We start from the raw sequence: 12,539 nt of genomic DNA on the forward strand, positions 1-12,539 counted from the left end.
GCATCTATGACAACGAATTCAATTATCCGCTTTGAAAATGTTTCAAAGTCCTATAATGACGGCACGGTCGTCTTAAAAAACATTAACTTGGAGCTAGAAAAAGGGAAATTCTACACATTACTAGGTCCTTCTGGTTGTGGTAAAACAACAATTTTACGTATTATTGCTGGTTTTACAGAACCGACAACAGGAGATATCTATTTTCACGATAAAAAAATCAACTTAGTGCCAGCAAATGAACGCCAAGTAAACACAGTTTTTCAGGATTATGCGCTGTTTCCTCATCTAAATGTTTTTGAAAATGTCGCATTTGGACTTCGCATAAAAAAACTTCCTGAAAGTGAAATTAAAGATCGCGTTGCTGAGGCATTAAAATTCGTAAACCTAGCAGGCTATGGCAATCGTGAAATTTCTGAGATGTCTGGTGGTCAACGACAACGTGTTGCTATTGCTCGTGCGATTGTCAATGATCCTGAAGTAATTTTACTAGATGAGCCTCTTTCTGCATTAGATTTAAAGCTACGTACAGAAATGCAGTATGAGCTACGAGAATTACAGCAACGACTTGGGAAAACATTTGTGTTTGTTACACATGACCAAGAAGAGGCGCTTGCCATGAGTGATGAAATATTTGTCTTAAGCGAAGGTGAAATTCAACAATCAGGTACACCAGTAGATATTTATGATGAGCCAATTAACCGCTTCGTTGCTGATTTTATTGGAGAATCAAATATTGTTCCTGGCGTCATGATTGAAGATTTTAAAGTAGAATTTGCCGGTAAAGTTTTTGAATGTGTCGACCAAGGGATGAAGCCAAACGAAAAAATTGATATTGTCATTCGCCCAGAGGATTTAGAAATGACAACAATCGAAAAAGGCAAACTTGTTGTAAAAGTTGATACTCAATTGTTCCGTGGGGTGCATTATGAATTATCCACGTACGACAAAGAAGGAAATGAGTGGCTCGTGCATTCATTGAAAAAAGCGGAAGTAGGGACAGAAATTGGCTTAGACTTTGATCCAGAAGCCATTCATGTTATGCGTTTAAATGAGACAGAAGAAGAGTTCGATAAACGTTTAGAAGCGTATGGAGACGACGAAGATGCAAACTAAGACATCTAAATCAGCTTTATTTCCATATGTTTTATGGATTGCATTGTTTGTTATCGCCCCGATTGCACTTGTTGTTTACTATTCCCTACTAGATATACATGGCAATTTCACGCTCAATAACTATAAAGCGTTCTTTACTTCTGTTTATTTAAAAATGACATTAAGCTCATTCTGGTATGCATTTTTAATTACGTTCTTTACATTACTTATTTCGTATCCAACAGCCTATTTTTTAACTAAAACAAAACATAAGCAGCTTTGGCTTTTACTAATTATTATTCCTTCTTGGATTAATCTTTTGTTAAAAACATACGCTTTTATCGGGATTTTCGGCTTGTACGGCCCGATCAATGCATTTATCGAAGTGTTTGGTTTTGATCCGAAGCAAATGTTATTTACTGACATTAGTTTTGTGTTTGTATCCGTTTATATTTTTATTCCATTTATGATTTTACCGATTTTCAACTCATTAGATCGTTTAAATCCAACTCTTGTCTACGCGGCACGTGATTTAGGAGCATCTGCCTTTACTACATTCCGTCGCGTTGTGTTGCCTCTAACAATGGACGGTGTAAAATCAGGTATTCAAGTTGTATTTATCCCTGCATTATCACTCTTCATGATTACTCGTTTAATTGCAGGAAACCGTGTCATTACACTTGGTACAGCTATTGAACAACAATTCCTTGTTACCCAAAACTGGGGAATGGGTTCAACAATTGCCGTTTTCTTAATTTTATTCATGGTAATTATTATGTTAATTACGGGGCAAAAGGATAAAGGAGGTCGCGTACGATGAAAAAACTATCAGCATCAGCAAAAGTGTATTTAGCGATTGTTTTTATCGTCTTGTATGCACCTATCTTCTATTTAATCTTTTATTCATTCAATAGTGGCGGATCAATGAATAATTTTGAGTCCTTTACGTTAGAACATTATAAAGCTGTCTTTGAGGATTCTCGTCTACTCGTTATTCTAATTAATACAGTAATCGTGGCATTACTTTCGGCATTGATTTCTACAATTATTGGGACGCTAGGAGCCATTGGCATTGTCACTGTTAAAAATTCAAGCATGCGTAATACATTACTTTCTTTAAACAATGTGTTAATTGTTAGCCCAGATGTTATTATTGGTGCAAGCTTTTTAATTTTATTTACAATGATTGGAGTTAAACTAGGCTTTGCTTCTGTGTTATTAGCACATGTAGCATTTAGTGTTCCAATTGTTGTATTGATGGTCTTACCTAAACTGTTAGAAATGAATAAATCATTAATCGACGCTGCATTAGATTTAGGGGCGACGAAAAAAGATGTCATGATGCGTGTTATTTTACCGTATATTAAGCCTGGTATTTTTGCAGGGTTCTTCCTTGCCTTAACGTATTCTCTAGATGATTTCGCGGTAACGTTTTTCGTGACAGGTAACGGCTTCAGCACATTATCTGTTGAAATTTACTCTATGGCTCGCGCCGGCATTTCCTTAACTATTAATGCACTTTCTGGTTTAGTATTCTTTGTTACAGTGATCGTCGTAATTGGCTATTATTTCATCACAAGCCGCGCTAGTAAAAGAACAGGGGGCCAACAATGAAGCAATTAATTCAAGCTACTATCGCTATACTTGTCGTTTCCGCCCTTTTATTTTACGCTGCCGATGCCTTGAGTGCTGGTGGTGGAAAAAGTGGAAAAAATACATTAACGATCTTTAACTGGGGAGAATATATTGATCCTGATTTGCTAAAGCAATTTGAAAAAGAAACAGGTATTCATGTCATTTACGAGACGTTTGATTCCAATGAAGCGATGATGACAAAAATTAAACAAGGTGGTACGGCTTACGATATTGCAATACCTTCTGAATATATGATTGAAAAAATGAAGGAAGAAAACTTACTTATTCCTTTAGATAAAACAAAAATCCCGAATATAAAAAATATCGATCCTTATTTTTTAGACTTACCATTTGATGAAGATAACACATATTCCGTACCATATTTCTGGGGCACAGTTGGCGTTGTCTATAATCCTAAGCTTGTTGGCAATCTGGATTTCTCATCTTGGGATGACTTATGGGATCCTTCGTTAAAACGTAAAGTCTTTTTAGTAGACGGCGCACGTGAGGTAATCGGTATGGGCTTAAACAATCTTGGTTATTCACTTAATACTTTAAATGACCATGAGCTACGTGAAGCTACTGATAAACTCATTACGTTAGCACCAAATGTCAAAGCCATTATCGGGGATGAAATTACTCCGCTAATGATTAATAATGAAGCAGCTGTGGCACTCACTTGGTCTGGGCAAGCAGCCGACATGTTGTCAGAAAATGAAGAGCTAGACTTTGCTGTACCAAAGGAAGGTTCGAACTTATGGTTTGATAATATGGTCATTCCGAAAACGTCAAAAAATATTGATGGTGCACATGCCTTCATTAACTTTATGCTGAAAGCCGAAACAGGCGCTAAAAATGCTGATTTCGTAGGCTACTCTACTCCAAATATTGCAGCAATGAAATTAATGGATCCGAAAGTTGTATCTGATGAGCGTTTCTATCCTTCTGAAGAACAACGTAAAACATTAGAAGTTTATAAAAACTTAGGCCCTGATTACTTAGGCAAATATAATGAGCTGTTTTTAGAATTTAAAATGAGTATTCGATAACCTCTATCAATTATGCCTCGGCATAATTGCGTCAGGAATCGGCTTTGTGCTTAGGCCTGCACGAGGGCCGACACAATGTCGGTCATTTCGGTAATGCCACAGGACGTGGCGTTTTTACCGATGCAGGTCAGTTAGCCTAAAATCCTTTGTGAACTCGATTCCGTGACATCCGCCGGAGGCTTAACTTATTTCAGCAAATGTTTTCTGTAACGAAAGTGAAACGGCAGTTACAAATGTTTTCTGTTCCGAAAGCGTAGCGACAGGGACAGATGTTTAGACACCCGCTGAAAAGTAACTTAAACCCTTATTCATACCACCACCTATAAAAGTAGGCGACTCCTGCTGAAAGAAGTTAAAGCTGTTCTCACGTTACGAACGTCGAGAACAGCTTTTTGCTAGTTTAGATGAAAATAAATGCCCGACAGTCTTGCCGAAAAGTTCGCTATTCCCCCATCAGTGTTTGCTTCAAGGCTTGGCAGTCAGTTGACTGTGAACGTTCAGGAAGCTACAAATACCTCCCAAGGCTAAAGCAGTGAGGGTGATCAGTAGCCAATTCCCTTATTTCAGACTTCTAGTCAATAGCAAAGGTACAAGCCTTGTGGTAGACTGTAGTATATTTGATTAAAGAAGGGGGTATTCGATGACCCAGCAGAAGTCCAATAAGGCGGCTTTGTATATTTTAATGTTTAATATGTTTATCGCAATGGGGAGTATTGGAATTATTATTCCTGTTATGCCTGAGTATTTAAAACTATTTGGTGCCGCCGGACAAATTCTTGGCATGTTGATTGCAACGTTCGCCTTGGCTCAATTCGTATTTTCTCCAATTGCTGGGAATCTTTCGGATCAATATGGACGGAAAAATCTCATTATTTTCGGTCTTATAGTTACAGGACTTGCCCAAATTGGTTTCGGGCTTTCTACAGATGTGTGGATGCTCTTCTTGGCACGCTTTTTAGGTGGCGTTGGCTCTGCATTTGTTGCCCCACCTATCATGGCTTTTGTGGCAGATGTTACAACGTATGAAGAACGTGGTAAAGGAATGGGCATGCTAGGTGCATCAATGTCTCTAGGCTTTATGATTGGACCAGGTATCGGTGGATTCCTATCAAAAGTTAGTTTACATTTCCCATTCTATACTGCTGGAGTTGCAGCGATCTTAGCAGCTATTTTATCGTTGTTTTTATTACCTTCCAAGAAACCAAATACAGCGCAAAAAATGCAGAAGCAAGACAACCTTGCAAAGCAAATGGTTCGTTCAGTTCAAATGCCTTACTTTGTAATGCTCGTTATCATGCTTGTATTCTCATTCGGAATTGCTAACTTCCAAACAACATTATCGTTATTTGTTACAGAAAAGTTCAATTACACACCTACAGATATCGCTATTATCTTAGTTGTAGGTGGTGCTTTTGGTGTTGTTGTACAAATGTTTGTTATTACACCACTGTTTAATCGCTTCGGCGAAATGAAAGTAGTGTTAGTTAATTTATTTATTGCAGCCGTATCAATTTTCTTAATTTTATTTGTGTCTGGCTTTGCGCTTATTTTAGTTGTAACGACAATCTTCTCTACAGCTACGACATTGATTCGTCCAGCTGTCAACACATTGATTTCGAAGCTTGCTGAGACGGAACAAGGCTTTGCGGCTGGTCTGAACAATGCATATATGAGCCTTGGTAATATGATTGGTCCTGCATTAGCAGGTATATTATTCGATTGGAATATGAACAGTCCTTATATTTTCGGAGCTATTATTTTAATGGCCTGCTTCTTCCTTGCCCTTATTTGGACGATGAAAAAAGCACCACACCTGTTGCATCCTGATACAAAATAGGCAGAAAAGCTATTGACTATTTTTGGTAGTATGCTACATTATTATGTGAAAAGATAGAATTAAATTTTTTTATTACCACTAGGGGAGTCTTTAAAAGGCTGAGACGTATATGATCATATACGGACCCTTTGAACCTGATCTAGTTCACACTAGCGGAGGGAAGTGGCGACACTTGCTTTTTAATATGTAAATGCAAGGCCGCTTCCTATTGTTTTTAGGAAGCGGCTTTTTTTTGTAAGTTTACCTTAAGAATGCTCGCCAATCTAGCAACATTATTTCCAAGGTTACCGGCGCAACTCGCGGTTTTAGCGGCGATGTTCTCTTGGTTACCGGCGGAATTCACAGTTTTAGCGGCGATGTTCTCTTGGTTACCGGCGCAACTCGCGGTTTTAACGGCGCCATTCTCTTGATTACCGGCGCAACTCGCGGTTTTAGCGGCGATGTTCTCTTGGTTACCGGCGGAATTCACAGTTTTAGCAGCGATGTTCTCTTGGTTACCGGCTCAACTCGCGGTTTTAGCGGCGATGTTCTCTTGGTTACCGGCGCATCTCGCGGTTTTAGCGGCGATGTTCTCTTGGTTACCGGCGCATCTCGCGGTTTTAGCGGCGATGTTCTCTTGGTTACCGGCGCATCTCGCGGTTTTAGCGGCGATGTTCTCGGTTTTACCGGCGGAATTCACAGTTTTAGCGGCGATGTTCTCTTGGTTACCGGCGGAACTCACCGTTTTAGCGGCGATGTTCTCTTGGTTACCGGCTCAACTCGCGGTTTTAGCGGCGATGTTCTCGGTTTTACCGGCGGAACTCACCGTTTTAGCGGCGATGTTCTCTTGATTACCGGCGCAACTCGCGGTTTTAGCGGCGATGTTCTCGGTTTTACCGGCGGAACTTCAAATTTACCGGTATTAACAATTAAATTCATATTTCAAAGGAGTAGAAATTATGTCAATCCGAAAATTAACAATCATGGCCTTATTAGTAGCAATTGCCGTAGCAGGTTCTACCTTCGTTTCAATACCAACTGGAATTGCGCGTGCCTATCCTGTACAGCATGCCATTAATGTCATTGGCGCTATCATTCTTGGACCAGTGCCAACCGTTATGGTCGCCTTTGTCACAGCCATTATTCGTATTCTAGCAGGCACAGGTTCATTATTAGCCATACCTGGCAGCGTCATTGGTGCTTTGTGTGCAGCTCTTGCCTATAAATACAGCGGCAAGATGTGGCTAGCTGGTGTCGGTGAAATATTCGGGACAGGAATTATTGCCTCACTCATTGCAGTGCCCTACGCTCATTTATTAATGGGGACATCTGTGGCAGCATTATTTTTTATGCCAGCCTTTCTAACATCAAGTACGATTGGTGCTATCTTAGGCCTTGTCGTAGCTAGCAATTTGCGTAAGACTATATTTGTAACTAACCTTAACACTCTGCTTAAATAATATTTATGGCAATTTAAAAACGTTACTTCCTTAATGGCAATTAATTAAGAAAGTAACGTTTTAATCCAACTAAATTCACCCATACTTTAACGGCAATCCCATTTCATGAGCAATTAATAGAAAGTCTTTTTTGCTTATTTCAAAATGACCAAATCTGAATTTATAACCATATTTCGATTTATCTTCTACAAATTCTAAATAATCTAAGATCCTTTTTATCGGTACAGACTTTGCATCTTTATAAAAGTCTATATCTCTTCTAAAAGGAATAAAATTTTCTGTCATTTGGAACTCATATATTCGCTCATCCTTTATTCTTCCAATTGCGGTAAAGGCTCTTACAGGTTCATTACCATCTAAACTGTTTTTAGGAGAATAATATATAATCCAGTCTCCTTTTTTCATTCGTTTCAAAGGTCTTTCTTTACCATGACACAACTGGCCGAATCCTCCCTCAACCCCCTTTTGCACATGATTAAGAGATACCACGCCAATCCAATATTTCGGGTCTCTTTCAGTCGTAGGATATAGTGACATAGCTTCCACCTCCTTTTATTTTGGCGAACGATTTTCATATACTTTTTTCAATATGCTTTTCAATTGCTCTTGTTCTTCCAATGAAAGTACATCTAAAACATCATTCTCAGAAATTGAAAGGATCTTCAATAATTCTTCTGCCACATTTTCTCCCTGTTCTGTAAGGCATATTAGATTCTCTCTTCTATTTTCTTGATTTTTCTCTCTATAAACATATTGTCTTTCTTCTAGATCATCGATAAAAAAGCGGACACTGTTTTTATCTATTTTTAAAATCTGCCCTATTTGAATTTGGCTAAGTTTTTTTTCTTTTACAAGAATCATTATTCCAACTTCTCTGGATTTCATTTGATATTTTTCGCTAATATATGTCTCGAGATTTTCCTCTAGAGCCTCCGCTAACTTAAAACTTAGAAAACCAAAAGAATTCATAATATTGGTCATGTTAACTCCTCCAACATATATAATAGTATTTAAAAATGATAGTAATATTTTATTACTATCATTAATTATTACATTAAATCCCATTAATAACAAGATTAATTTCGCTTTTCATGATTTTACAAGCAAAAAAAACGACAGCTCATTGCTAAAAAAGCAACGAACCATCGTTTTAAATTATTAAGGTCGTTTTTTCATGCCCTTTAATAGCTGGGCAACGTTTGTGTCTTCTGCCTGTATTGTTTTTTCCTCTACAATCTGCTCTTTCTTACTTGGCCTTGTTAGGAATCTCCATCCAAAGCGTCGAATGGTAATATCGATGAAGAATAGTAGCATACCTGCTAATAGAAGCCATGTTGCAATATTTTGACGTTCCGCACCTTTTTTACTAAACTCACGGAATACTTCGTTCGGCTCTTTCAAAACGGAGCCGCCTGTTTGCTTCGTCAATTCTTCTACTAGCTTATCATTCACTGGACGTAATTCATATTCAGCACTATAAGGGACACTTAAGCCCGCCTGGTAAATAGCCTTTTCTTCATCTGCAATACGGAAGAAGATCAGACCTGGTTCTGCTTGTACGACTGCTCGAACTTGTGATGCTGAAATTGTTTCAAGCTGTGTTTCAAGTTCTTCACCAGCTTCATTGACAGCAACAATATCTAAAAATGCCGCTTCATTTGTTGGGTCCGTGATGACAAATGAACCGTCTGACTCTAGACGTACATCATAGGCAACATCGTTATAGCTTGGTAGCATTTGTGAAATAAGCGTTTGCCAAAATGTGCCCCAATTCTGCCATCTCGCCCAATCTCCTGTCCATTTTCCAGTCGAATCAGAAGTAAAGGCGAATGTTTTGCCAAGACCATATTGCCACTGTGCTAGCACTGGATCTTCCTTCTCACTTTCCGCAATAACAGTAGCTCCCTGTTTTGCTGTCGTGCCAATATAAGCATTCATTTGAGGTACACCATTCGCAAACAGCGTATTCCATTCAGATGCATTATAAATAGTTGGATAGAATGGGTTATCCTCAATATATGTGCGTGAAATCATTGCCGTTTCACGAGATAAAATAGATGGAATCGTCTGCTCATCAACAACATCGTAGAAACGCCCACTTCCCATTTCACTAAGCGCTTCCAGTAAATTAGCATCTGCATCCTGACCAATTGCAACCGTCGATAGTGTAATGCCTCTGTCTTTGCCTTCAGCAATTAAATCCTCATAATTCCCTGACTGTGACTGACCATCCGTTAAGAGAATAATATGCTTACGCTGTAGCTTTAAATCAGCTAGGTTTTCATAGGCTTTAGCAAGTGATCCATATATTTCTGTACCACCACCTGGCGTTACAGATAAAATCGTGTCCACAGCTTCTTCCTTTTTGCCAAGTGGTCCTGTCTCAATAATTTCCCAAGGTCGGTCATCAAAAGCAATAAACCCGAGCGTATCCTCATCTCGTAGCATTTCGACTGAACGAGCGGCCGCCTCCTTAGCCAGCTCTAACTTCGCTCCAGACATACTTCCTGAGCGATCAAGCACAATCACAAGTCCTAATGACGGTAATTGCTCCTTACCTTTAATCTCCATTTCCACAGGTAGCAAAGTTTCGATTGGCGTTTTAAAATAGCCACCCAAGCCAAAGCTATTTTCCCCACCAACCATTGTAAAGCCAACACCAAAGTTTTTTACCGCTTGTTCAATGACATTCATTTTCGCCTCGCCTACTAAATGCCCTGGCACATTATCAAAAATGATGGCATTGTATTGTAAATAACTAGAAAGTTCATTTGGCAAACTTTTAGCATCTACAACATCATAGTCGATTGATTGGTTGCCAAGTGCTGCAGCGATTGGTGAAGCTGTGTCATAACCATTGACAATTAATAAATGTGGTTCACTTTGCACCATCGTGACACTTGTTAATTTATTATTTTCAAAAATCGCATCTTGATCAATTTGAACCATTGCCTCATATTTCACAAGTCCTTCTGCAGTTGCCGCATGTTTATACGTAAACACATTGGAACCTTCCGCAAGCTCCACTGCCTCACGATGAATAAGCTCATCATTTTCGTATAATAATAGCTCACCTTGCCCCGCCGCAGTTGCATTAATTTCAGTGACTAACTGCTGCTGCTCACCTACATAAGAAACTTGTGGGGTTACAAAACTTTTAAGTGATACATCGTTCGTAACAGATTTGTTAAACGGCACTACATCGACACTTATATTTGACCCTTTGAACTTTGATGCAAACTCTAGGGCATCTCCTTTTGTTTCATTACCATCAGTTAAGAGTACAAGTCGTGTTGCCTTTTTCGGATCTACTATACCCGAAGCGAGCTGCAGACTTTGTTCAATATTTGTTTGGTCGGTCGCCTTTATAGCTGTAAACTTCGGCACTTCCTTTAAAGAATTAGATAAAATGGCTTCTGTTTGCAGTGTCGATGAAAAAGAATAAACCCCTGCAAGTTGTTCATCTTTTTTCGACTGCAAACTTTCGTCTATAAACTGAACCATCTCATCTTCTGTACCATTCATCGAAGCAGAACGGTCAACTAAATATACGATTTGTTCTTCCTTTACAGGTAACAAAATATAAGGTCCAGCAAGCGCAAAAACTAAGCAGAATATCGCCACAATACGAATACCTAGTACGACGATATGACTCTTTATGAGTCGCTGACGCTCACGCCAATAGGTCCATCCAAAATACATAAGCAATGGAAGTAAAAGCAACAATACTAATGGCATATCAATTCGTAAATCCACGACGTCGTTGCACCTCCCACTCTAAAACAAGTAATACTAAAATAATAAGGATAAGCCAAGGCACCAACGAAGTTTTCGATATTTCTTCCTTACCATTGTCCTGAAGCTCTCCAAGCGTATAGCTTGTCCCTTTTTCAATGACACGTTCTTGAGCTTGAAGCTGTACGATGAAGCGCTTTTCTTCATTATTTGAGCGTGCGGTATAGATTCCTGGCTTTATTGGAGCTGTTAATAAACCATTTGTAATAGACGATAAAAACTCATCATCCTGCGAATAAACACTCCAATCACCTTGCGCTAAAGCAACTGCTCGTTGCTCATTTGGTGCAAAAATACCGAGTGAACCAATTGATTCTGAAAGCTGCTGTTCAGCACTCCATAAAAATAATGGGAAAGAGGGATGTAGCGGCCAATCTGTATCAGCAATATCCGCTAAAATAATAATATCTCCTTCTGGTGAACGTTGTATAAATGGCTGATCACCAACTGATGCAATCGTTTTATAGCCATCGAATCCTGGATATACAGCACTAATATAAATATCTTTTAGCTCACTAAAAGCAAACAATGCATCACTTGTTATTGTTACTTCTCCAGTTGCTTCAACCTTTTTAACATCATCACGTCCAAATAATACAATCGGCTTATCCATCTTTTCGAGTAGCGCCGTTTGATTTGTCACAACTGTGGCATCTTGATTGTCCGCTACTTGTAAAGACGGAACAATTTTCACACCGCTATTAATCGTTTGAAAACCTTTTTGAATGAGTTGATGCATACTTTGATCGACAACTACTTTTGAAGTGGCTGTTTGTAGCAATACAGTTTGTGAATTATCGACTACGTAATCATCGTTAGCAGTTATCTTGGCAGTTAAAGTATTTTCTAACGGTAAGTCTTTAAATGTTTTCGTTACAGCTTCATTCGGCGGTAATGTGACACTCTCTGTAGTTATCTCATTCCCCTTCAAAGTTTGTAGGGAAAGTGTCACCTTTTGCTCTTGATCAGTATCATTTTGTAACTGCACAAGCGCCATCGTAGATTGACCATCTGTAGTAGCAGCAAACCGTGTAATTGCGATATTTGTTAAATCCTTAGCAGACCCTTTTACTAACCACTTCACCGTATCCTTTTCCATCGGTAAATGCTTTTTATCAAGTGCATCTGTAAAAACATAAATAGATGTTGGTGTATCACCAACAAAAGCCTGTGCCACATCAAGAGCCTTATTCATCTGATCCGTTTCATAGGTTACTTGCAACTCTTGAATAGCTTTTTCAATAACTTTGGTATTCGTTTCTTGTTGTAAAATAGCTTTCGGTGTATTCCCTGTTGTGATGAGCGTTACAGGTCTTCCATCAAGCTGATTGACCAAAGAGAGCATTTCCTTCTTATGTGTGTCAAATGTTGACTGCTCTTTCCCCGCTAACATCGTGGCAGACGTGTCCACAATGAAAATCGTTTGTGCTCCAGCAATGGTTGATTTTTTCACATAAGGATTCATTAGTGCAAGTACAAGTAAAATCAGTGCAAGCAGTTGCAAATAAAGCAGTGCATTTTTTTGTAAATGCTTTAAGTATGGTGATACACGTGTTTCTTGCATAATTTCCGACCAAAATAATGTCGAGGACACAGTTTGATCGGTATATTTTTTTCGAAAGAAATAATATAGTAGGACAATGACCGGGATGATGGCCGTCCAGCTAAAAAGTATTTGACTAAAGCCCAATA

Annotated in this window: 11 protein-coding genes and 1 riboswitch; of the genes, 7 read left to right on the forward strand and 4 right to left on the reverse strand. The window is 38.9% G+C overall.

Annotated features, from left to right (window positions below):
• Positions 1-6: 6 nt before the first annotated feature.
• The 7 genes from ACB089_RS20175 (at position 7) to thiW (ending at position 7,052) form a co-directional block, all read left to right on the forward strand.
• Positions 7-1,113: an ABC transporter ATP-binding protein gene (locus ACB089_RS20175; RefSeq protein ID WP_068983327.1), complete on the forward strand. Its 1,107-nt coding sequence runs from the start codon at positions 7-9 to the stop codon at positions 1,111-1,113.
• Positions 1,103-1,912 (forward strand): ABC transporter permease, encoded by an 810-nt coding sequence (locus ACB089_RS20180; protein WP_374963641.1) that lies wholly within the window; start codon positions 1,103-1,105, stop codon positions 1,910-1,912. The genes ACB089_RS20175 and ACB089_RS20180 overlap by 11 nt, the downstream gene beginning before the upstream one ends.
• Complete coding sequence (locus ACB089_RS20185) at positions 1,909-2,706, forward strand: ABC transporter permease (protein WP_374963642.1); 798 nt, start codon at positions 1,909-1,911, stop codon at positions 2,704-2,706. The genes ACB089_RS20180 and ACB089_RS20185 overlap by 4 nt, the downstream gene beginning before the upstream one ends.
• The gene (locus tag ACB089_RS20190) at positions 2,703-3,776 is read left to right on the forward strand and encodes a PotD/PotF family extracellular solute-binding protein (RefSeq protein ID WP_374963643.1); all 1,074 of its coding nucleotides are present in this window, start codon (positions 2,703-2,705) and stop codon (positions 3,774-3,776) included. The genes ACB089_RS20185 and ACB089_RS20190 overlap by 4 nt, the downstream gene beginning before the upstream one ends.
• Before the next feature lie 640 nt (positions 3,777-4,416).
• Positions 4,417-5,613, forward strand: coding sequence for an MFS transporter (locus ACB089_RS20195; RefSeq protein WP_374963644.1), 1,197 nt, complete (start codon positions 4,417-4,419; stop codon positions 5,611-5,613).
• Between the two features lie 70 nt (positions 5,614-5,683).
• Positions 5,684-5,791: riboswitch (TPP riboswitch) on the forward strand.
• A 262-nt stretch (positions 5,792-6,053) separates the two neighbouring features.
• Positions 6,054-6,443 (forward strand): hypothetical protein, encoded by a 390-nt coding sequence (locus ACB089_RS20200; RefSeq protein WP_374963645.1) that lies wholly within the window; start codon positions 6,054-6,056, stop codon positions 6,441-6,443.
• Positions 6,444-6,551: 108 nt separating this feature from the next.
• Entirely contained in the window at positions 6,552-7,052 is a 501-nt protein-coding gene (gene thiW, locus ACB089_RS20205) for an energy coupling factor transporter S component ThiW (protein WP_374963646.1), read from the forward strand.
• Between the two features lie 75 nt (positions 7,053-7,127).
• Here thiW and ACB089_RS20210 read toward each other — a convergent pair whose 3' ends face one another.
• The 4 genes from ACB089_RS20210 to ACB089_RS20225 form a co-directional block, all read right to left on the reverse strand.
• A complete protein-coding gene (locus ACB089_RS20210) occupies positions 7,128-7,589 on the reverse strand; it encodes an EVE domain-containing protein (protein ID WP_368636895.1) in 462 nt (153 codons plus the stop codon).
• Positions 7,590-7,604: 15 nt separating this feature from the next.
• Positions 7,605-8,033: a MarR family winged helix-turn-helix transcriptional regulator gene (locus ACB089_RS20215; RefSeq protein WP_374963647.1), complete on the reverse strand. Its 429-nt coding sequence runs from the start codon at positions 8,031-8,033 to the stop codon at positions 7,605-7,607.
• 177 nt (positions 8,034-8,210) lie between these two features.
• On the reverse strand, positions 8,211-10,808 hold the full coding sequence (locus ACB089_RS20220) for a VWA domain-containing protein (protein ID WP_374963648.1): 2,598 nt from the start codon (positions 10,806-10,808) through the stop codon (positions 8,211-8,213).
• Positions 10,792-12,537, reverse strand: a complete 1,746-nt coding sequence (locus ACB089_RS20225; RefSeq protein WP_374963649.1) for a BatA and WFA domain-containing protein — start codon at positions 12,535-12,537, stop codon at positions 10,792-10,794. The genes ACB089_RS20220 and ACB089_RS20225 overlap by 17 nt, the downstream gene beginning before the upstream one ends.
• Positions 12,538-12,539: the final 2 nt, after the last annotated feature.

The organism is Lysinibacillus sp. RS10, assembly GCF_041956855.1.
GTDB lineage: Bacteria > Bacillota > Bacilli > Bacillales_A > Planococcaceae > Lysinibacillus > Lysinibacillus xylanilyticus_A.

Excerpts from the sequence above, each read along its gene's own strand:
- ACB089_RS20175 (WP_068983327.1), top strand. The coding sequence starts at position 7 with ATGACAACGAATTCAATTATCCGCTTTGAAAATGTTTCAAAGTCCTAT.
- ACB089_RS20180 (WP_374963641.1), top strand. The coding sequence starts at position 1,103 with ATGCAAACTAAGACATCTAAATCAGCTTTATTTCCATATGTTTTATGG.
- ACB089_RS20185 (WP_374963642.1), top strand. The coding sequence starts at position 1,909 with ATGAAAAAACTATCAGCATCAGCAAAAGTGTATTTAGCGATTGTTTTT.
- ACB089_RS20190 (WP_374963643.1), top strand. The coding sequence starts at position 2,703 with ATGAAGCAATTAATTCAAGCTACTATCGCTATACTTGTCGTTTCCGCC.
- ACB089_RS20195 (WP_374963644.1), top strand. The coding sequence starts at position 4,417 with ATGACCCAGCAGAAGTCCAATAAGGCGGCTTTGTATATTTTAATGTTT.
- ACB089_RS20200 (WP_374963645.1), top strand. The coding sequence starts at position 6,054 with ATGTTCTCTTGGTTACCGGCGGAATTCACAGTTTTAGCAGCGATGTTC.
- thiW (WP_374963646.1), top strand. The coding sequence starts at position 6,552 with ATGTCAATCCGAAAATTAACAATCATGGCCTTATTAGTAGCAATTGCC.
- ACB089_RS20210 (WP_368636895.1), bottom strand. The coding sequence starts at position 7,589 with ATGTCACTATATCCTACGACTGAAAGAGACCCGAAATATTGGATTGGC.
- ACB089_RS20215 (WP_374963647.1), bottom strand. The coding sequence starts at position 8,033 with ATGACCAATATTATGAATTCTTTTGGTTTTCTAAGTTTTAAGTTAGCG.